The 18,822-nt window shown below is 68.9% G+C and carries 17 protein-coding genes and 1 pseudogene; 13 read left to right on the top strand and 5 right to left on the bottom strand.

From position 1 onward, the window contains the following. Positions 1–16 precede the first annotated feature (16 nt). Positions 17–163: a DUF1127 domain-containing protein gene (locus tag B146_RS28300; RefSeq protein WP_019996089.1), complete on the top strand. Its 147-nt coding sequence runs from the start codon at positions 17–19 to the stop codon at positions 161–163. 180 nt (positions 164–343) lie between these two features. Here the strand turns inward: B146_RS28300 and B146_RS29765 are convergent, their stop codons facing one another. Together B146_RS29765 and B146_RS29770 are read right to left on the bottom strand one after the other, a co-directional pair. Next, positions 344–1,168, bottom strand: coding sequence for a prephenate dehydratase (locus B146_RS29765; RefSeq protein WP_051091535.1), 825 nt, complete (start codon positions 1,166–1,168; stop codon positions 344–346). Positions 1,169–1,288: 120 nt separating this feature from the next. Then, a pseudogene (locus tag B146_RS29770) lies at positions 1,289–2,296 on the bottom strand (3-deoxy-manno-octulosonate cytidylyltransferase); the annotation flags it as partial. A 57-nt stretch (positions 2,297–2,353) separates the two neighbouring features. On the opposite strand from B146_RS29770, the gene B146_RS25535 reads away from it, so the two are divergent. The 11 genes from B146_RS25535 to B146_RS0108975 all read left to right on the top strand — a co-directional run bounded on the left by B146_RS25535 (position 2,354) and on the right by B146_RS0108975 (position 15,160). Beyond that, complete coding sequence (locus B146_RS25535; protein ID WP_019996091.1) at positions 2,354–3,280, top strand: c-type cytochrome; 927 nt, start codon at positions 2,354–2,356, stop codon at positions 3,278–3,280. A 406-nt stretch (positions 3,281–3,686) separates the two neighbouring features. Next, positions 3,687–5,696 carry an extracellular solute-binding protein gene (locus B146_RS0108930; protein ID WP_019996092.1) on the top strand — a complete coding sequence of 670 codons (2,010 nt, stop codon included), beginning with the start codon at positions 3,687–3,689 and terminating at the stop codon, positions 5,694–5,696. Beyond that, complete coding sequence (locus B146_RS0108935; RefSeq protein ID WP_019996093.1) at positions 5,693–7,573, top strand: extracellular solute-binding protein; 1,881 nt, start codon at positions 5,693–5,695, stop codon at positions 7,571–7,573. The genes B146_RS0108930 and B146_RS0108935 overlap by 4 nt, the downstream gene beginning before the upstream one ends. A gap of 53 nt (positions 7,574–7,626) precedes the next feature. Beyond that, the gene (locus tag B146_RS0108940) at positions 7,627–8,715 is read left to right on the top strand and encodes a microcin C ABC transporter permease YejB (protein ID WP_019996094.1); all 1,089 of its coding nucleotides are present in this window, start codon (positions 7,627–7,629) and stop codon (positions 8,713–8,715) included. A gap of 140 nt (positions 8,716–8,855) precedes the next feature. Then, the gene (locus B146_RS0108945) at positions 8,856–9,980 is read left to right on the top strand and encodes an ABC transporter permease (RefSeq protein WP_026358467.1); all 1,125 of its coding nucleotides are present in this window, start codon (positions 8,856–8,858) and stop codon (positions 9,978–9,980) included. Positions 9,981–9,986: 6 nt separating this feature from the next. Next, a complete protein-coding gene (locus tag B146_RS25540; protein WP_019996096.1) occupies positions 9,987–10,220 on the top strand; it encodes a hypothetical protein in 234 nt (77 codons plus the stop codon). A 4-nt stretch (positions 10,221–10,224) separates the two neighbouring features. Continuing rightward, on the top strand, positions 10,225–10,650 hold the full coding sequence (locus tag B146_RS0108955; RefSeq protein WP_019996097.1) for a type II toxin-antitoxin system VapC family toxin: 426 nt from the start codon (positions 10,225–10,227) through the stop codon (positions 10,648–10,650). Continuing rightward, entirely contained in the window at positions 10,647–11,819 is a 1,173-nt protein-coding gene (locus B146_RS30070) for a cation diffusion facilitator family transporter (RefSeq protein ID WP_019996098.1), read from the top strand. Before B146_RS0108955 ends, B146_RS30070 begins: the two co-directional genes overlap by 4 nt. 10 nt (positions 11,820–11,829) lie before the next feature. After that, positions 11,830–13,476, top strand: a complete 1,647-nt coding sequence (locus B146_RS0108965) for an ABC transporter ATP-binding protein (RefSeq protein ID WP_019996099.1) — start codon at positions 11,830–11,832, stop codon at positions 13,474–13,476. Next, positions 13,473–14,123, top strand: coding sequence for an NUDIX domain-containing protein (locus B146_RS0108970; RefSeq protein ID WP_019996100.1), 651 nt, complete (start codon positions 13,473–13,475; stop codon positions 14,121–14,123). Before B146_RS0108965 ends, B146_RS0108970 begins: the two co-directional genes overlap by 4 nt. Before the next feature lie 95 nt (positions 14,124–14,218). Next, the gene (locus tag B146_RS0108975) at positions 14,219–15,160 is read left to right on the top strand and encodes a 2-hydroxyacid dehydrogenase (protein WP_019996101.1); all 942 of its coding nucleotides are present in this window, start codon (positions 14,219–14,221) and stop codon (positions 15,158–15,160) included. Here B146_RS0108975 and B146_RS0108980 read toward each other — a convergent pair. The 3 genes from B146_RS0108980 to B146_RS0108990 all read right to left on the bottom strand — a co-directional run bounded on the left by B146_RS0108980 (position 15,154) and on the right by B146_RS0108990 (position 17,838). Beyond that, positions 15,154–16,023, bottom strand: coding sequence for a C40 family peptidase (locus B146_RS0108980; protein ID WP_019996102.1), 870 nt, complete (start codon positions 16,021–16,023; stop codon positions 15,154–15,156). The two genes, B146_RS0108975 and B146_RS0108980, sit on opposite strands and share 7 nt — an antisense overlap. Then, the gene (locus tag B146_RS0108985) at positions 16,020–16,370 is read right to left on the bottom strand and encodes a MarR family transcriptional regulator (protein ID WP_019996103.1); all 351 of its coding nucleotides are present in this window, start codon (positions 16,368–16,370) and stop codon (positions 16,020–16,022) included. The genes B146_RS0108980 and B146_RS0108985 overlap by 4 nt, the downstream gene beginning before the upstream one ends. Before the next feature lie 73 nt (positions 16,371–16,443). After that, entirely contained in the window at positions 16,444–17,838 is a 1,395-nt protein-coding gene (locus B146_RS0108990; protein WP_019996104.1) for a leucyl aminopeptidase family protein, read from the bottom strand. 105 nt (positions 17,839–17,943) lie between these two features. On the opposite strand from B146_RS0108990, the gene B146_RS0108995 reads away from it, so the two are divergent. Next, on the top strand, positions 17,944–18,813 hold the full coding sequence (locus B146_RS0108995) for a tetratricopeptide repeat protein (protein WP_019996105.1): 870 nt from the start codon (positions 17,944–17,946) through the stop codon (positions 18,811–18,813). Positions 18,814–18,822 lie beyond the last annotated feature (9 nt).

Genomic DNA, 18,822 nt, shown 5'->3' on the forward strand with positions numbered 1-18,822 from the left:
GACGGACCCAAAGACAATGATCTCCGAGATCGCCACCCGCCTCCGCAGCCTTCGTTCGCACCGCCGCACGGTTGCCGAACTGTCCCGCATGGACGACCGCATGCTGAGCGACATCGGCGTGCTGCGTGGCGACATCGAGCGCATGGTTCGCGTCGGCCGCTAAGCGCCGCGCAACATTTGCCGGGCTTCTCCCGCCCGGCCGACGAAAAAGCCCCGCCGAGCGGGGCTTTTTGCTGTTTGGGGCATGCTCAGAGCGCGAGGCTCAGGCAGGCCTGAACGAAAAAAGGGCGGCCGAGCCGCCCCTATGCCTCGTTTCCGCCCATGGCCTGCCGGCCGCCCCTCCTCACTCGCCGATGGCGGGCGCGGGAATTTCCGGCCGGTTGGCGGCGGCGGGATAGACGCCGAGAATGGCGAGGCGCTTGGAGAAGAAGGCCAGTTCCTCCAGCGCATGGGCGACGCCGACATCCTCCGGGTGCCCCTCGATATCGGCATAGAACTGCGTCGCCACGAACTTGCCTTCCAGCTGGTAGCTTTCGAGCTTGGTCATGTTGACGCCATTGGTGGCGAAGCCGCCGAGCGCCTTGTAGAGCGCCGCCGCGACGTTGCGCACCTCGAACACGAAGGTCGTCACCACGCGCTGGCCGCTATTGGCCGCCCAGAGCGCCTTGCCGCCCGCCTTGCGCGTCAGCACCACGAAGCGCGTGGCGTTGTGCTCGGCATCCTCGACATTCTCGGCGAGAATCTCGAGCCCGTAGAGCTCGGCCGCCAGACGCGGCGCGAGGGCCGCGACGTCGCGCTCCTTCATTTCCGAGATGATGCGCGCCGCGCCCGCCGTGTCGCCCGACACGACCGGCCTCCAGCCGTTGCGCCGGATGATGCCGCGACACTGGCCGAGCGCGTGGACATGGCTGTGCACCTCGCGAATATCGGCGAGCGCCGTGCCGGGCTTGGCCATGAGCTGGAAGCGGATCGGCAGGAAGAACTCGCCGACGATATGCAGGCCCGAGCGGGGCAGGAGGTGGTGAACATCCGCCACGCGGCCCGCCAGCGTGTTCTCGATCGGGATCATGGCGAGATCGGCCGCGCCGTTCTGCACGGCGGCGAAAGCGTCCTCGAAGCTCGGGCAGGGCAAGGGCGTCAGGTCGGGATACATGGCCTGGCAGGCCATGTCGGAATTGGCGCCGCGCTCGCCCTGGAAGGCGATGCGCCCGGTGCGCTCCGGCGACAGATAGGCGCGGCGCGCTTCCTCCAGCTGATAGGCCGTGTCGACGCCGAGCGGCACGGCGTCGACGATCTCGGCGTCGATCCGCATGCCCGCTTCCAGCGCGCGCAGCTGCTCCAAGCGCTCGCGCACTTCCAAAGGCGAGGGCTTCAGCGTGACGAAGCGCTCCAGCGCGGCGCGGCGATAGGCGTAGATGCCGACATGATGAAACAGCGGCCCCTCGCCCGTCGGCGCGGTGGCGCGCGTGAAATAGAGCGCGTTGAGCCGACGCTCGGCGATCGGCGTGCCGATGAGCTTCACGACATTGGGGTCGCCGGCATCGGCGACGTTGCCGATCTCCACCACCACGGTCGCGATGTCGCAGGCCGGGTCCGCGAAGGGCTTCAGGACGGCGCGCACCGTGTCCGGCTCGATCGTCGGCAGGTCGCCCTGGAGATTGACGATCGTGTCGACCTCGCCCTGCGGGTCGATCCGCTGCAGCGCCTCGAAGATGCGGTCGGAGCCGGACGGGTGGTCGCTGCGCGTCATCACCGCCTCGAAGCCCGCGCCTTCCACGGCGGCGAGCACCTCGGCGCTGTCGGTCGCGACCACGACGCGGCCGATTCCCGCGTCGCGGGCGCGCTCGGCCACGCGCACGATCATCGGCGCGCCGCCGATGTCGGCGAGCGGCTTGTTGGGCAGGCGCGTCGAGGCGAGACGGGCGGGAATGAGGACGAGTGTGGTCATGGGTGACGATCCGGGCCGGAAAAGCACGAAATCTCCCGCGAAACGCGCGAGATAACGCGATGCTGTGACAGGTGGGCGCTTGATCCATTCCGGGGGGAATGTCAGAACGCTTCCAGACTTTGCGTGCCCTTGGAAAGCGGGGAGCGGAAGCCGGCGCGGGGGAGACCGCGCGGCGGACCTTCCCCGATTTCGAAGAGCACGCGTGAGGGGGCTTACAGGGGGTGCCGCATCCCGGCAACAGCCTCCGAGCGTCGCGAAGAGAAAGGGCTTGGCTTTTCCCTTCGAAACGCAAGAGATTTCGAGTGGCCGAAGCCATCCGCCGGAGCGACCGGAGGAGGGCCGAGGCATCCAAGACGTCGTGTTCGCCGGTCGCCGGGCCGGTTGGAGAGGGAGCCGCCCAGCAACATGGATTCATTCGAGGCCAACAAGATCTTCGGCGCCGTTCTGGGCTCCGTGTTCGTTCTGTTCGGCGGCAGCCTTCTGGCCGAAGCCATCTTCCATTCCGAAGCGCCCGAGAAGCCGGGCTTCGCGATCACCGCCGCCGAGCCTGCGGCGGGCGGCGCGGCGGCTCCGGCCGCCAACGAGGTGACGCCGGTCGGCCAGATCATGCAGACCGCCAGCGCGGAAAACGGCGCGGCGATCTTCAAGCGCTGCCAGGCCTGCCATTCCGGCGAGAAGGGCGGCCCCAACAAGGTCGGCCCCGATCTGTGGGACATCGTGAACCGGCCGATCGCCTCGCACGAGGGCTTCTCCTATTCCGCCGCGATGACCGAGTTCTCGCAGGGCAAGACCGTGGTCTGGGACTGGGATCACCTGAACCACTTCCTCCACGGCCCCAAGCAGTACATCAAGGGCACGGCCATGGGCTTTGCCGGCATCGCCAAGGACCAGGAGCGCGCCGACCTCCTGGCCTATCTCGGAACGCTGTCCGACAACCCGCCCGCCCCTCCCGCGCCCGACGCCGGCGCGAGCGAAGCGGCGGCTCCGGCCGAGGGTGCGGCGCCCGCCGCCGGCGACGCGGCCGCCCCCGCGCAGACCAACCCGGCCACCACCACCAACACCGGCACGCTCGGCTCGGACACGGTGACGCAGCCCCAGAGCGGCGGCACGACCGACGCCACCACGGGCGCGACGCCGACCACCCCGCCGTCCGGCGCGGTGCCCACGACGGGCGACAACGCGACCTCGGCTCCGCCGCAGGCGCCGAGCCCGGCCGAGGCGCAGAACCCCGGCGCGGCTCCGGCGGCTCCGGCCCCGGCAGCGCCCGCTCCGGATGCGGCGACGCCGGCGGCACCCGCCCCCGCAGCCCCTGCGCCCGCTCCGGCCCAGTAATCGGGCGATCACTTCACGGGAAGGCCGGGCGGCAACGTCCGGCCTTTTTCATGTCCGGCCTTTTCCATAGGCGGCCTGCCCCGCCCTGCCGGTCCGCGCGCCATGGGGCGCCTGAATAGGGCCCGCTTCCCCGAGCCGAGCCGAGCCGAGCCGCCGCGCTTTCGGCCCGGCGCCGGCGCGCGTCATGCCCGTCTCCGCGGCGGGTCGGGGACAGGCAATCCCTTCCAGAGCCATGGGGCACGCATCGATCGCATCGCGAAGGCGCCCCATGCCATGGACAGGGGCGCGGCGAACATTACACTTTCGTATCTCGAGCGCTTCGCCCGAGGATGGCCATATTGATCCCGCCGTCTTGCGGGTCCCGCCTTCTGTCGCGTCATCGACGCCCGCCTGCCCGGAGTCCGCCTTGCCGATCGCATCCCGCGCCGTGTCCGCCCTTCTCGCTTCGGCGCTCCTGTCCGGCCTCGCGCCTCCGGCCTTCGCGCAAGGCGCGCCCGCGAGCGGAGACACCGCCCCCGCTCAGGCCCCCGCCCAGGCCGCCGCCCCGGCGACGGCACAGGCGGGAGAATGGCGCACGTCGTCCTCGATCATCCATCCTTCGAAATACGGCGAGGATTTCCGGCATTACGACTATGTGAACCCGAACGCGCCGAAGGGCGGCGTCCTGCGCCTGTCGGCGCCGGGGACCTTCGACAGCTTCAACCCCTTCCCGGTGCGCGGCACGCCGGCGGCGGGCTTCGCGGCGCTCGGCGGCGGCATCGCCTATGACACGCTGATGGATCAGGCGCCCGACGAGCCGGGCGTCAGCCACGCGCTGATCGCCGAGGCGATGCGCTATCCCGCGGACTTTTCGTCGGCGACCTTCCGGCTCGATCCCGACGCCCGCTTCCAGGACGGCCAGCCCATCACGCCCGAAGACGTGATCTGGAGCTTCGAGACGGTGACGAAGCTTTCGCCGCTCTATGCCAATTATTATCGCAGCGTCACCAAGGCCGAGAAGACCGGCGAGCGCGAGGTCACGTTCCGCTTCGACCAGACCGGCAATCGCGAGCTGCCCAACATCATGGGCGATCTCGTCGTCCTGCCCAAACACTACTGGGAAGGAACGGACGCCTCGGGCAAGAAGCGCGACATCGCCAACCCGACGCTGGAAATTCCGGTGGGCTCCGGCCCCTACCGCGTGAAGAGCTTCGACGCGGGCTCGGCCATCACCTGGGAGCGCGTGCCGGACTATTGGGCCGCGAACAAGGCACCGCGCGTCGGCCGCTTCAATTACGACGAGATCCGCTACACCTATTTCCGCGACCAGAGCGCGGCCTGGGAGGCCTACAAGCGCGGCGGCTTCTCGGACTACCGGCTCGAGAACAGCGCAGGGCGCTGGTCGCAGGGCTACAACTTTCCCGCCTTCAACGACGGGCGCGTGAAGAAGATGGCCATCGCCTCCGGCACGGGCGAGCCGATGCAGGGCTACGTCATGAACACGCGGCGCGAGAAGTTCGCCGACCCGCGCACGCGCCAGGCCCTGACGCTTGCCTTCAACTTTCAGGACATGAACAAGAACCTGTTCTACGGGCTCTACGAGCGGACGACGAGCTATTTCGAGGGCACGGAACTGGCCTCGTCGGGCCTTCCGAGCGAAGGCGAGTTGAAGCTTCTCGAACCGCTGCGCGACAAGATTCCGTCCGAAGTCTTCACCCAGCCCTTCACCTTGCCCGACTATTCCCAGCCCAATGCCGAACGGACCTATCTCAAGCAGGCCTTCGACCTTCTGACGGCGGCCGGATGGACGCGAAAGGGCTCGCAGCTCGTGAACGCGAAGGGCGAGCCCTTCACGATCGAGTTCCTGGCGGCCGATCCCTCCTCCTCGCGCGTCATCGACCCCTTCGCCAACCAGCTGAAGCGCCTGGGCATCCAGACCACGACGCGGATCGTCGACACGTCGCAATATCTGGCGCTGGTCAACGGCTTCGACTTCGACATCGTCACCGACGTCATGGCGCAGTCGCTCTCGCCCGGCAACGAGCAGCGCGAGTTCTGGACGACGCCCGCCGCTTCGCTGCCCGGCAGCCGCAACCTCGCGGGCATTCGCAACGAGGCGGTGGACGCGCTGGTGGACAAGGTGATCTACGCGCCCGATCGCGACAGTCTCGTCACCGCCGTTCACGCGCTCGACCGCGTTCTCCTGTGGAACTTCTATGTCGTGCCGCAGTGGAACAACCCGGAAATCTGGGTGTCCTACTGGGACAAGTTCGGCATGCCCGAGAAGCAGCCGGCCTATGCGGGGCTCGATCCCTATTCCTGGTGGGTGAAGGGCGAGGTGCCCGTCAACACGCCGGCGGATGCGGCGGCGGCCGGTGCGCCGGACCCGGCGGCCGCGCCCGCGATCCCGCCCGCCCAGCCGGCGGGAACGCCATGAGCGAGAGCTTCCGCATCCTCTCGCGGCGCGACTTCGGCAAGCTGGCGCTCGGCGCGGCCGCCGCCTCCGCCCTGCCCCGGCCGCTCTTCGCCGCCAACGCGCCGGACACGCCGCTGCACGGGCTGTCGGCCTTCGGCGATCTGAAATACCCCGCCGACTACGGGCAGTTCGACTATGCGAACCCGGAAGCCCCGCAAGGCGGGCGCTTCACCTTCACCGTGCCGAACTGGGTGCTGAACCAGGCGCCGGACACGTTCGACACGTTCAACACCTTCATCCTGCAGGGCAACGCGCCGCCGCGCATCGAGCTTCTCTACGAGGGGCTGATGCTCTCCACGCTGGACGAGCCGGACTCGATCTACGGGCTGCTCGCCGAGAGCGTCTCGATGTCGGCCGATCGCAACACATTCCGCTTCGAGCTCCGCCCCGACGCGCGTTTCTCCACCGGCGCGCCGGTTCTCGCCTCCGACGTCGCCTTCTCCTACCGCACCATGAAGGCGGAGGGTCATCCCTCGCTCGCGATCAGCCTTGCCGAAGTGGCCGATGTCACGGCGGAAGCGGAGCGCACGGTGGTGCTGCGCTTCACCGGCCGGCAGACTCTGCCGACCGCGCTCCAGGCGCTCAGCATCCCGATCGTGCCGGAAGCCTTTTTCAAGGACCGTCCCTTCACGGAGGGCGGCTTCACGGAAATTCCGGGCTCTGGCCCCTACAGGATCGGCCGCTACTCGGCGGGACGCTTCATCGAATACGAGAAGCGCGCCGACCATTGGGCCAGGGACAAGCCTTTTCAGCGCGGGCTCGACCATTTCCAGACGATCCGCATCGAGTTCTTCCGCGACCGGCAGGCGCAGCTCGTGGCCTTCCAGAAGGGCGACACGACGTTCCGCGAGGAGTTCACCACCAAGGCCTGGGCGACGGAATACCAGTTCCCCGCCGTCACGGCCGGTCGCGTGCGGCTCGGCACGTTCGGGTCGGACAAGTGGCCGCGCTTCCAGTGCTGGGCGCTGAACCAGCGGCGGGCGCAGTTTCAGGATGCGCGCGTGCGCCGCGCGATCAACCTGTGCTTCGACTTCGAATGGACCAACGCCAATCTTCTCTACGGCCTGCGCGAGCATTCGCAATCGCCCTTCGAGAATTCGGACTTCGTGGCGACGGGCATGCCCTCGCCCGAGGAACTCGCGCTTCTGGAGCCGCTGCGCGCCGATCTGCCGCCGGAGGTCTTCGGCGAGGTCTGGCGCCAGCCCGTGTCGGACGGGTCGGGCCGCGACCGCCGCCTCCTGCGCGAGGCGGCCGACCTTCTCCAGGCGTCCGGCTGGGTGCGCAAGGGCACGCAGCTCGTGAACGCGGAAGGCGCGGTCTTCCGGCTCGAGCATCTCATCAACGACCCCGAGCAGTCGCGCGTCTACGGCAAGATGATCGAGAACATGAAGCTTCTGGGCATCGACGCCTCGATGCGACTGGTGGACGCCGCGCAATATCAGGACCGGCAGAACCGCTTCGACTTCGACATGATGCTTTGCGCCTTTTCCCTCAACGGCACGCCAACGCGCGAGGGCATGAGCCTGTTCTTCGGATCGGCCTCCCGGGACCGGACCGGCTCCTACAATTATCCGGGCACCGCGAGCCCGGCGGTGGACGCCCTGATCGAGCGGATCGGCGAGGCGCAGGACCGGGAGCAACTCGCCTTTGCCATGCGCGCGCTCGACCGTGTTCTGCGCTGGCGGCTGGACTGGCTGCCCAATATCGGCTCCACCGGGCGCAAATGCGCGTGGTGGGACATGTTCGGCTTTCGCGACACCAAGCCCGATTACGGGTTTCCGGTGGAACGCCTCTGGTGGTACGACGAAACCCGGGCGAAGGCGGCGGGCCGCGCGTGAGCGCGCCGGAGCGCCCTTCGTCCCGCATGCCCCGCCCTCTCTGGAACCGGTGAATGGCCGCCTACATCCTTCGACGTCTGGCATTGATGATCCCGACCCTGTTCGGGATCATGCTCGTTTCCTTTGTGGTCATCCAGTTCGCGCCGGGCGGCCCGGTGGAGCAGGTCATCGCCGGGCTTCAGGGCCAGGGCGGCGGCGCGGCCGACCGGCTCGGCGGGGGTGGCGGCGGCGACATGGCGGCGCAAGGGGGCGAGACGTCGGGCTATCGCGGCGCGCAGGGGCTCGACCCCGAATTCATCAAGCGGCTGGAGGTGCAGTTCGGCTTCGACAAGCCGGCCTATGAGCGCTTCGGCGAGATGATCTGGAACTATGCCCGCTTCGATTTCGGCACGAGCTTCTTTTCCAACGCCACGGTCGTGGACCTCATCATCCAGAAGCTGCCGGTCTCGATCTCGCTCGGGCTCTGGATCACGCTTCTGTCCTACATCATCTCGATCCCGCTCGGCATCCGCAAGGCGCTGAAGGAAGGCTCGCGCTTCGACACCTGGACGAGCGCGGTGATCATCGTCGCCTATGCGATCCCGGGCTTTCTCTTCGCGGTCCTCTTGATCGTGCTCTTTGCCGGCGGCTCGTTTCTCGACTGGTTCCCGCTGCGGGGCCTGACCTCCGACAACTGGGCGCAGCTCTCCTGGCCGGAGCGGATCGTCGACTATTTCTGGCACCTGACGCTGCCGCTCATCGCGCTGTCGCTCTCGGCCTTCGCCACCACGACGCTTCTCACCAAGAACTCGTTTCTCGACGAAATCCGCAAGCAATACGTGACGACCGCGCGCGCCAAGGGCCTGACCGAGCGCCGCGTCCTCTACGGCCACGTCTTCCGCAACGCCATGCTGATCATCGTCGCGGGCTTCCCGGGCGCCTTCATCTCGGCCTTCTTCTCCGGCTCGCTCCTGATCGAGACGATCTTCTCGCTCGACGGTCTCGGCCTTCTCTCCTTCGAGAGCATCTACAAGCGGGATTATCCGGTGGTCTTCGCGACCCTCTACATCTTCTCGCTGATCGGCCTCGTCACCACGCTGATCTCCGACCTCACCTATACCTGGATCGATCCGCGCATCGATTTCGAGCGGCGGGAGGTTTGAGCATGGCCCGGAAAAGTGGAACCCGGTTTTCCGGCTCGGCCATGCGGCGGGAGGTCTGATCCATGGCGCATTCTCCCGACAGCCCGCCCGAGATCGTCAAGGCCGCGGACGCCAGGGCCGACACGAGCACGCTGGCGCAGATGGCGCCGCCCGTCGAAACGCTGCGCCCGCCCCGCCTGTCGCCGCTCAACCAGCGCCGCTGGCAGAACTTCAAGGCGCATCGGCGCGGCTGGTGGTCGCTCTGGATCTTCCTCGTGCTCTTCGTGGTGACGCTCGGCGCCGAGTTCGTCGCCAACGACCGGCCGATCCTCATCTCCTACAAGGGCGAGTATTACGCGCCGATCTTCAAGGACTATCCCGAAGAGGTCTTCGGCGGCTTCCTGCCTGTCACCAACTACCGCGATCCGTTCATCCAGGAGGAGGTCGCGGCCAATGGCTGGATGGTCTGGCCGCCGATCCGCTATTCCTATGCGAGCGTGAACAACGAGATCCCGGTTCCCGCCCCCGCCCCGCCCTCCTGGACCTTCTCCAAGGAGGAGCGCTGCGCGCGCTATCCGTTGGGGGTGAACGATCCGAACTGCACGATCGGCAACTGGAACTGGCTCGGCACCGACGATCAGGCGCGCGACGTGCTCGCCCGCCTCATCTACGGCTTCCGCGTCTCGGTCCTGTTCGGCCTGATCCTGACCGCCGCCTCGGCGGTGATCGGCGTCTTCGCCGGCGCGGTGCAGGGCTATTTCGGCGGCTGGGTGGACCTGATCTTCCAGCGCTTCATCGAGATCTGGAGCTCGATCCCGGTCCTCTACCTGCTTCTGATCGTCGCCGCGATCCTGCCGCCCGGCTTCTGGATCCTGCTGGGCATCATGCTGCTCTTCTCCTGGGTCTCGTTCGTGGGCGTCGTGCGCGCCGAGTTCCTGCGGGCGCGCAACTTCGAATATGTGAACGCGGCCCGCGCGCTCGGCGTCGGCGACTGGACCATCATGGGCCGCCATCTCCTGCCCAACGCCATGGTCGCGACGCTGACCTTCCTGCCCTTCATCCTCAACGGCTCGATCACGACGCTGACCTCGCTCGACTTCCTCGGCTTCGGCCTGCCGCCCGGCTCGCCCTCGCTCGGCGAGCTCCTGGCGCAGGGCCGCAACAATCTCCAGGCGCCCTGGCTCGGGATTTCGGGCTTCGTCGTCCTATCTCTCATGCTGTCGCTGCTCGTCTTCATCGGCGAGGCGGTGCGCGACGCCTTCGACCCTCGCAAGAGCTTCCGGTGACGTGACATGGGCGAACACAAGCGGATCGTGATCGAGGACTATCCCGTCGAGAACCTGCCCGAGGAACTGCGGGGCGGGATCGAGACGGGGCATCGGGTGACCGTGACGGTGGAGGAAAGCGAGGACGACTGGTCCGACCTGTTCCGCCGGATCGACGCCTATCAGAGCGCCAACACGCGTCACGTCACCTCCGAGGAAGCGGTCGCGCGCGTGCGGGCGCTTCGGGACGAGTGGGACTGACCCGATGGCGCCTGCCGTCTATCTCGACGCCAATATCCTGATCGGGTCCGTGGAAGGCCCGGATGCGGATTTCCTGCGCCTCGTGCGCGGGCTGAGGGCCCGAGGTCGCCGCTTCGTCACGAGCGAGTTGACGCTGGCCGAGGTGCTGCCGAAGCCGATCGCCGAGAGTACGTCCGATCTCGTCGCCATCTACGAGGCGCTTCTGGCGCCGGACGGGCTGGTCGAAACGCTTCCCGTGGACCGCGAGATCCTGCGCGAGAGCGCTCGGCTGCGGGCTGCGATCAACGCGAAGCTGCCCGACATGATCCATCTGGCGACGGCCCGGCTTTCGGGCTGCGCGTTTCTGGTTTCGAACGACAAGCGCCTGCGCGACAAGGGGCCGATCGAACGGCTCTCCATCGTCGAGGCGGCGGAAAGGCTGCGGTCATGAGCGCGCATCACGACCACTCCCACGGCGCGCACGATCCTGGCGGCCACGGCCATTCGCACGGACCCGGCGGGCACGACCACGCCGCCCATGCGAGCGAGCGCAGCCTCGCCATCGCCGCCGCGCTCACCGGCACGTTCATGGTGGTGGAGGCGGTCGGCGGCTGGATCTCCGGCTCGCTCGCGCTTCTCGCCGATGCCGGGCACATGCTCGTGGATTTCGCGGGTCTGGCGCTCGCTTATGTCGCCATCCGCATGGCGCGGCGCCCGGCCGACGCGCGCCGATCCTTCGGCTATGACCGCTTCCAGATCCTCGTCGCCTATTCCAACGGCCTCGTGCTCTTCGGCATCGCCGGCTTCATCATCTACGAGGCGTGGCGCCGCCTCGAAGACCCCGCGCCGATCCTGGCCGGCCCGATGTTCGTGGTCGCCGTCGCCGGTCTTCTCGTCAACATCGCCGCCTTCTTCGTCCTGCACGGGGGCGACAAGGAGGATTTGAACCGGCGCGGCGCGCTGCTGCACGTTCTCGGCGACATGCTCGGCTCGGTCGCCGCGATCATCGCCTCGATCGTGATCTGGAGCACCGGCTGGACGCCGATCGACCCGATCCTCTCGGTTCTGGTCTGCCTCCTGATTCTCGGCAATGCCTGGCGGCTCGTGCGCGAATCCGCCCATGTGCTGCTGGAAGGCTCGCCCGCCGGGATCGATGGCGCGAACGTCGCCGAGCGGCTCGGTCGCCGCGTCGAAGGTCTGGCCGACGTGCATCACGTCCATGTCTGGATGATCACGCCCAAGCGCCGCGCCGCGACGCTCCATGCCTGCCTCGCCCCCGGCGCGGACGGGCCGGCCGTGGTGCGCGCGGTGAAGCGCGTCCTGCGCGAGGAGTTCGCGATCGGCCATGCCACGGTGGAGGTCGAGAGCGACATCTGCGCCGACGGCGCGATCGCCGACCATGACCATGACCATGGCCATGGCCATGGCCATGCGCATCCTCATGATCACGCGCACGATCGAACGCACGGGCACGATCACTCGCACGACCATGCGCAGGACCACCGGCACGGGCACGACCACAGAAACAGGGCGGGGGTCCGCCCCTCCGCCAATCCCGACCTGTCCGCTTCGCACGGGGCCGCTCCGGCGCCCGGCGAACCGACGCCCCGTCCCGTCTGAGGAGACCGCCTTGCCCCCAGCCGTCACCTCCTCCCCCGCCCTTCTCGACGTGCGCGGCCTTCAGGTCGCCTTTTCCCAAGGCGGAGCCACCAGCCTCGCCGTGAAGGGCGTGTCCTTTTCCATCGCCAAGGGCGAGACGGTGGCGCTCGTCGGCGAATCGGGATCGGGCAAGTCGGTCTCGGCCCTGTCGATCCTGAAGCTCCTGCCCTATCCCGCCGCCAGCCATCCGGGCGGCCAGGTGCTTTATGACGGGCAGGACCTGATCCACGCCCCGGACGAGGCGCTGCGCGCCGTGCGCGGCAACAAGATCTCGATGATCTTCCAGGAGCCCATGTCCTCCCTGAACCCGCTCCACACGATCGAGCGGCAGATCGGCGAGGTCATGAAGGTGCATCGCGGCCTGTCGGACCGCGCCGCGCGCGAGCGCACGCTGGAGCTTCTGCGTCAGGTCGGCATCCGCGACCCCGAAAAGCGCCTCGGCGCCTATCCGCACCAGCTGTCGGGCGGCCAGCGCCAGCGCGTCATGATCGCGATGGCGCTCGCCAACGAGCCCGACCTTCTGATCGCCGACGAGCCGACCACGGCGCTCGACGTCACGGTTCAGGCCCAGATTCTGGAACTCCTGAAGACGCTTCAGGAAGAGCGGCAGATGGGCCTTCTCTTCATCACCCACGATCTCGGCATCGTCCGGCGCATCGCGGACCGGGTCTGCGTGATGACCAAGGGCGAGATCGTGGAGACCGGACCGACCGCCGAGATCTTCGCCAATCCGCAGCATCCCTATACGCGCCATCTCCTGGCGGCCGAGCCCAAGGGCCGGCCGCCGGCGGCCAACGCCAATGCGCCGGTCGTCATGGAAGGTCGCGACGTCAAGGTCTGGTTCCCCGTGCGCAGCGGCCTGTTCCGCCGCGTGTCCGACCATGTGAAGGCGGTGGACGGGATCGACATCACGGTCCGCGCCGGGCAGACGGTCGGCGTCGTCGGCGAGTCGGGCTCGGGCAAGACGACGCTCGGCCTCGCGCTCTGCCGCATGATCGCGAGCAAAGGCGAAATCCGCTTCGACGGCGAGCGGATCGACGATCGCTCCTTCAAGGCGATGCGCCCGCTGCGGGACCGCGTCCAGATCGTGTTTCAGGACCCGTTCGGCTCGCTGTCGCCGCGCATGGCGGTGGGCGACATCATCGCGGAAGGGTTGCGGGTCCATCAGCCCGCGCTTTCCGCCGAGGAGCGGGACCGGCGCGTCGTCTCGGCGCTGAGCGAGGTCGGGCTCGATCCCGCGACGCGCTTCCGCTATCCGCACGAGTTCTCGGGCGGCCAGCGCCAGCGCATCGCGATCGCCCGCGCCATGGTGCTGAATCCGCGCTTCGTGATGCTGGACGAGCCGACCTCGGCGCTCGACATGAGCGTCCAGGCGCAGGTCGTCGATCTCCTGCGCGATCTCCAGCGCAAGCATGATCTGGCCTATCTCTTCATCAGCCACGATCTGAAAGTGGTGCGTGCGCTCGCCAACGAGGTGATCGTCATGCGCGGCGGGCATGTGGTGGAGCGCGGCTCGTCGGACGAGATCTTCGACAATCCCAAGACCGACTATACCAAGGCGCTGATGGCGGCGGCCTTCCGCATCGAGGCGGCGGGCGCCCAAGAGGTTTCGGAATGAGCGACACCTATCGTCACCGGCTGGAGGACCAGCCGCTCGACTTCACCGTGGAAAAGGACGAGCGGCTGTATCCGGGCTTTCGTCCATTGGACTCGGTGACCGTGCGCCACGCTCCGCTCGCCCGGCCTGAGGGCCTGACCGCGCGGCGCGAGATCCTGCGCTCGGGCCATGCCGCGATCGTCATTCCCTATGATCCCGCCCGCGACGAGATCGTGGTGATCCGCCAGTTCCGCATCGGCGCGGCGCTGACGTCGGGCAAGGCGGCGGCGCTGGAACTGCCGGCGGGGCTCGTGGACGAGGGCGAGGACGCCATTCAGGCCGCCCGGCGCGAGCTGGAAGAGGAAACCGGGCTCGTGGCGCAGGCCATCGCGCCGGCCTACGCCATTCTCTCCTCCCCCGGCCTCAGCGACGAGATCGCGAGCTTCTTTCTGGCGCTGGTGGATGCCGAGACGCTGAACGGCGAGGGCGGCAAGCTGGACGAGCAGGAGGACATCCTCGCCATTCGCGCGCCGGTGGACGCCCTGATCGAGGCGGTGGACGCCGGCTCGATCGAGAACGGCTTCCTCGTCTCGGCCGCGCATTGGTTCGCCCGCCACGGCCGGGCGCGGGCGCGCCTCCTGCGCGACGCCGCCGAGCCGGCCGACTGACCGAATCGCGGCCGCGAACCCCGAGCACCCGTTCGGCTCAGGCTTCGCGGCGCTGTCTGGTTCCGTTTCGAACGCTGCCCTGAAGAGTATCCCTTATGAGCATCCTTCTTTCCGTCACCGGTTTCGACCCCACCCGCTGGCAGGACGCCATGCTCGCCGCGGCCCCCGGCGAGACGATCACGCTGCGCCCGGCGCAGGCCGCCGATCCCGCGATCCGCTACGCCGTCGTGTGGAAGCAGCCGCCGGGCGTTCTGGAAGCGCTGCCCAATCTTAAGGCCGTGTTCTCGCTCGGCGCGGGCGTCGATCACATCCTCGCCGACCGCACCGTGCCGGACGTGCCGATCGTGCGCATCGTCGCCGACGACCTCACCGCGCGCATGAGCGAATATGTCGTATGGCGGGTGCTCGACCATCATCGCCGCGGCATGGTCTATCGCGCGCAGCAGGCCGCCCGCCTGTGGAACGAGCGCCGCCAGCCGGCGGCCGCCGACATCCAGGTCGGCATTCTCGGCCTTGGCGAACTCGGGCGGGACGCGGCCGAGAAGCTGCGCCTTCTCGGCTTCAAGGTCGCGGGCTGGAGCCGGCGCGAGAAGCAGGTCGAAGGCGTCGAGACCTTCCACGGCGAGGACGGGCTCGGGGCGATCCTCTCGAAAAGCGACATTCTCGTCGTGCTTCTGCCGCTCACGGCCGACACGCGCGGCCTCATCGACGACGCCTTCCTGTCGCGCCTGAAGCGCGAAACGCCGCTCGGCACGCCGGTTCTCATCAATGCCGGGCGCGGCGGGTTGCAGGTGGATTCTGCCATTCTGCGCGCGCTGAACGACAACCGCCTGATGGAAGCCTCGCTCGACGTGTTCGAGCGCGAGCCGCTGTCGCCCGATAGCGCGCTCTGGCGCCATCCGCGCGTCTTCGTCACGCCGCATGCGGCCGCCTCGTCCGACCCGGAGGCGCTGGCCCCGATCATCGTCAGGCAGATCGCGGCCCACCGGCGCGGCGAGCCGCTGGTCAACCTCGTGGACCGTTCGGCCGGTTACTGAAGACCAGGCAAGCGTCGGATGGCGGCGACGGGCACGCCCTTGCCTTCCATCCGCGAGACGGCCTCGGCGAGCGGTTCGATCGCCGTCATCATGTGATGGGCGTTGGCGTGGAGAAGCCGCGCCGCGTCCAGCATGATGCCGACATGGCCGCGCCAGAACACGAGGTCGCCGCGCCGGAGCGGCGCCCCCTCGGGCACGGCCTCGCCCATCGCCATCTGAAGATCGGTGTCACGCGGGGCCCTCACGCCGCAGGCGTCGAGCGCGACCTGCACGAGGCCCGAGCAGTCGATGCCGAGCGCCGACTTGCCGCCCCAGAGATAGGCGACGCCGAGAAAGCCTTCCGCGACGCCGGCGAAATCCGTGTCGTAGGCCGTCGCCGGCTTCATGTGCTGCACCACCACGGCGCCGAAGGGCGCGATCAGCCCATAGGTCGCGTTGTGATCGCTCGCCTCCCCGCGCACGCGAAGGCGCGCGCCGAGCGGCAGGTCGTGCATGGGCGGGCGCTTGATGTCCGGCCCCGGAAACACGAGCGTGCGACGGACGCAGATGCGGTGGGTCGGCTCCGGCGGCGCGCCGGACAGAAGCGTGACGGACGGCGCCCAGCCGACATAGCCGTCGGATTCGAGCTGCACCCAGCTCCAGCCCTCACCGGTTTCCTCGAAGACGCGCACCGCTTCGCCGTAGAGCGCCTGCGTTTCCAGAGGCGCGTCGGCGGAGGGGCGGCGGCGCAGGTCGGCGACGGGCATGGCGACATGGGCGAGCGCGCCTTCCACGAAACGCTCGGCCTCGACGCGGCCGCGCAGGCGCGCGTCGGCGAGATCGGGGCGGTGGGCGTGGAGGCGAGGGTCGAGCGGAGCCGTCATCGCGCCAGCGCCCCCGCTTCGCTCACCAGCCGATCGGCCATTTCGGAGACGAACTGGCTGCCTTCCACCGTGCGGCGGACGAGGACGTTGCGCAGATCGCTCGGGTCGCGCTGGCGTTCGAGAAGATTCATGCGCCCCATCGAATCAAGCGCCCGCGTCACCACGGGCTTGGCCACTTGCAGCTTTTCCGCCAGCCCGCGCACCGTGTGCGGCGGCGGGTCGAGATAAATCGACAGGAGGATCGCCGTCTGTCGGGCCGTGAGATCGAGCCCGGGATGCTGCGCCTGGAGAATGGCGTTGCGATAGAGCAGGCGCAAGGCCTGCGCCGGCTTGATGTCGATTCCCATACGGCCCCTCAAGGGGCGCCGATTCGCCCGATGCCGCGCGCCCGGCTCAGGGTCCGGGCACTTTCGGGCGGTTTCAAGACCGCCTGTAGCGGTCCGCGAAGACCTGGAACAGGGCGCGGATGCCCTGCGCCTCGCCCCCCGCCGGCCCGGTCGGCCCGGCCTGCGGGCGCCAGCCATAGACGTCGAAATGCGCCCAAGCCTGCGCCTTCGACACGAAGCCCTGCAGGAAGAGCGCCGCCGTGACGGAGCCGGCGAAACCGTCCGAGGTCACGTTGTTGATGTCGGCCACCTTGGAGGCGAGGTTCCTGGCATAGGGCTTCCAGAGCGGCAGGCGCCAGAGCGGGTCGTGGAGCGCGACGGCGGCCGCCGCGATCTCGCCCGCCAGCGTCTCGTCGTCGGTGAAGAAGGGCGGCAGGTCCGGCCCGAGCGCGACGCGCGCCGCGCCCGTCAGCGTCGCCATGTCGATGAGGATCTCGGGCGCCTCCTCGTCGGCGAGCGCCAAGGCGTCGGCGAGGATCAGGCGCCCTTCGGCGTCCGTGTTGCCGATCTCGACGCTCTTGCCGAGCCGGCTGCGCAGGATGTCGCCGGGGCGGAAGCTGTTGGCGGAAATCGCGTTCTCGACCGCCGGGATCAGGACGCGCAGGCGAACGGGAAGTTTCGAGCCCATCACGAGGCGCGCGAGGCCCAGCACATTGGCCGCGCCGCCCATGTCCTTCTTCATCAGGAGCATGCCGGAGGCCGGCTTGATGTCGAGGCCGCCCGTGTCGAAGGCGACACCCTTGCCGACCAGCGTGACGCGCGGCGCATCGACCGGGCCCCAGGTGAGGTCGATGAGGCGCGGCGCGACGCTGGAGGCGCGGCCGACCGCGTGGATCATCGGCAGATTGGCGGCCAGAAGCGCGTCGCCCTCGGTCACGCTCACCTCGGCGCCGAACTCGGCCGCCACGCGCCGCACCGCCGCTTCGATGCCGTCGGGAAGAAGATCGTTGGTGGGCGTGTTGATGAGATCGCGCACCAGGAAGACGCTCTCGGCGGCGAGCCGCACGAAGGCTTCGTCGGCGCCCGCCGGCAGCGCGAGCCGCGCGCCGGGCTTGGCGGGCTTCGACAGGTAGCGCTCGAACCGGTAGGAGCCGAGGAGGAAGCCGAGCGCGGCGAGATCGGGGTCGAGCCCGGCGGCCGCGTCGAGCGCCCAGTCGCCCTCGGGCAGCGCCTGCGCGAGCGCGCCGGCCAGAAGCGCGCGCTGCGCCGCGCTGGAGCCCCCGGCGCCGAGCCCCAGCACCGCGCCCGCCGGTCCCGTCTCGCCCGCCCCCGTCTCGCCCGGCAGCAGCGCCACCGCGCCGGCGCCCGCCGCAAAGCCCGTGGCCTCGAGCCAGGGGCGGGCCGCCGCGGGCAGGCGGTCCAGCTCGCCCTCGCCCACCGCGTGAACGGGCTTGGCATTGAGGGATGCGGAAAGGAGGCGGTCGGTCATGGAAAGCTCGCGAACGTCAGCCCCGCGAAATGAACGGGACGTAGGGGTTAACGAAAGATGACCCGCTCGGCCCCATCCGCAGCGGGACGGGAAACGGGATAGCCGATGCGCCAATCGAAGCGACCGCTCGCGCGAGCCGAACAGGGCGACGCCGCGCCGACCTACGCCTGCCGGAGCCGCCACGCAAGGCACGGCACGATCGCGGTCCTGTTTCTGGCGCTGACGGCGGCGAGCGGCTGCATGCAGAGCTCGCGCGGCCTGCACACGGGATCGATCGCCCCGCGCGGCGAGGCGCCGCCCCATCGCGACCCCGCCAGCATGACGGCGGACGAGCTGAACGGCGCGATCCGCATCTATGGCGCCTCCTACGAGCGGGACCCCAAGAACAAGGATGTCGGCTTGGCCTATGCCGCCGCCTTGCAGACGGCCGGTCGCAACGACCAGTCGCTGGCCGTGATGCAGCAGGTGGCGATCAGCCATCCGAACGACCGCGACGTGCTCGGCGCCTATGGCAAGGCGCTGGCGGCGGCGGGCGATCTGCCGAAAGCCCTCGACACGATCCGCCGGGCGCAGACGCCGGACCGGCCCGACTGGCGCCTCCTGTCGGCGGAAGGCGCGATCCTCGATCAGCTCGGCCAGTCCGACAAGGCCCGCATTCTCTACGAGAAGGCGCTGACGCTGCAGCCGAACGAGCCTGCGATCCTGTCCAATCTCGGCATGTCCCGGCTTCTCCAGAACGATCCGAAGAGCGCCGAGACCTATCTCAGCCGTGCCGCCGCGCAGCCCGGAGCCGATCCGCGCGTGCGCCAGAACCTGGCACTCGCGGTCGGTCTTCAGGGCCGCTTCAAGGAAGCCGAGACGATCGCCTCCAACGTGCTCTCGCCCGACGAGGCGGAGGCGAACGTCGCCTATCTCAAGCAGATGCTGGCCCAGCGCAACACGTGGAGCGAGCTGAAGAGCGAGCGCCGGAGCTGATCCAACGGG

This window comes from Aureimonas ureilytica DSM 18598 = NBRC 106430 (genome assembly GCF_000382705.1).
Taxonomy (GTDB): Bacteria; Pseudomonadota; Alphaproteobacteria; order Rhizobiales; family Rhizobiaceae; genus Aureimonas; species Aureimonas ureilytica.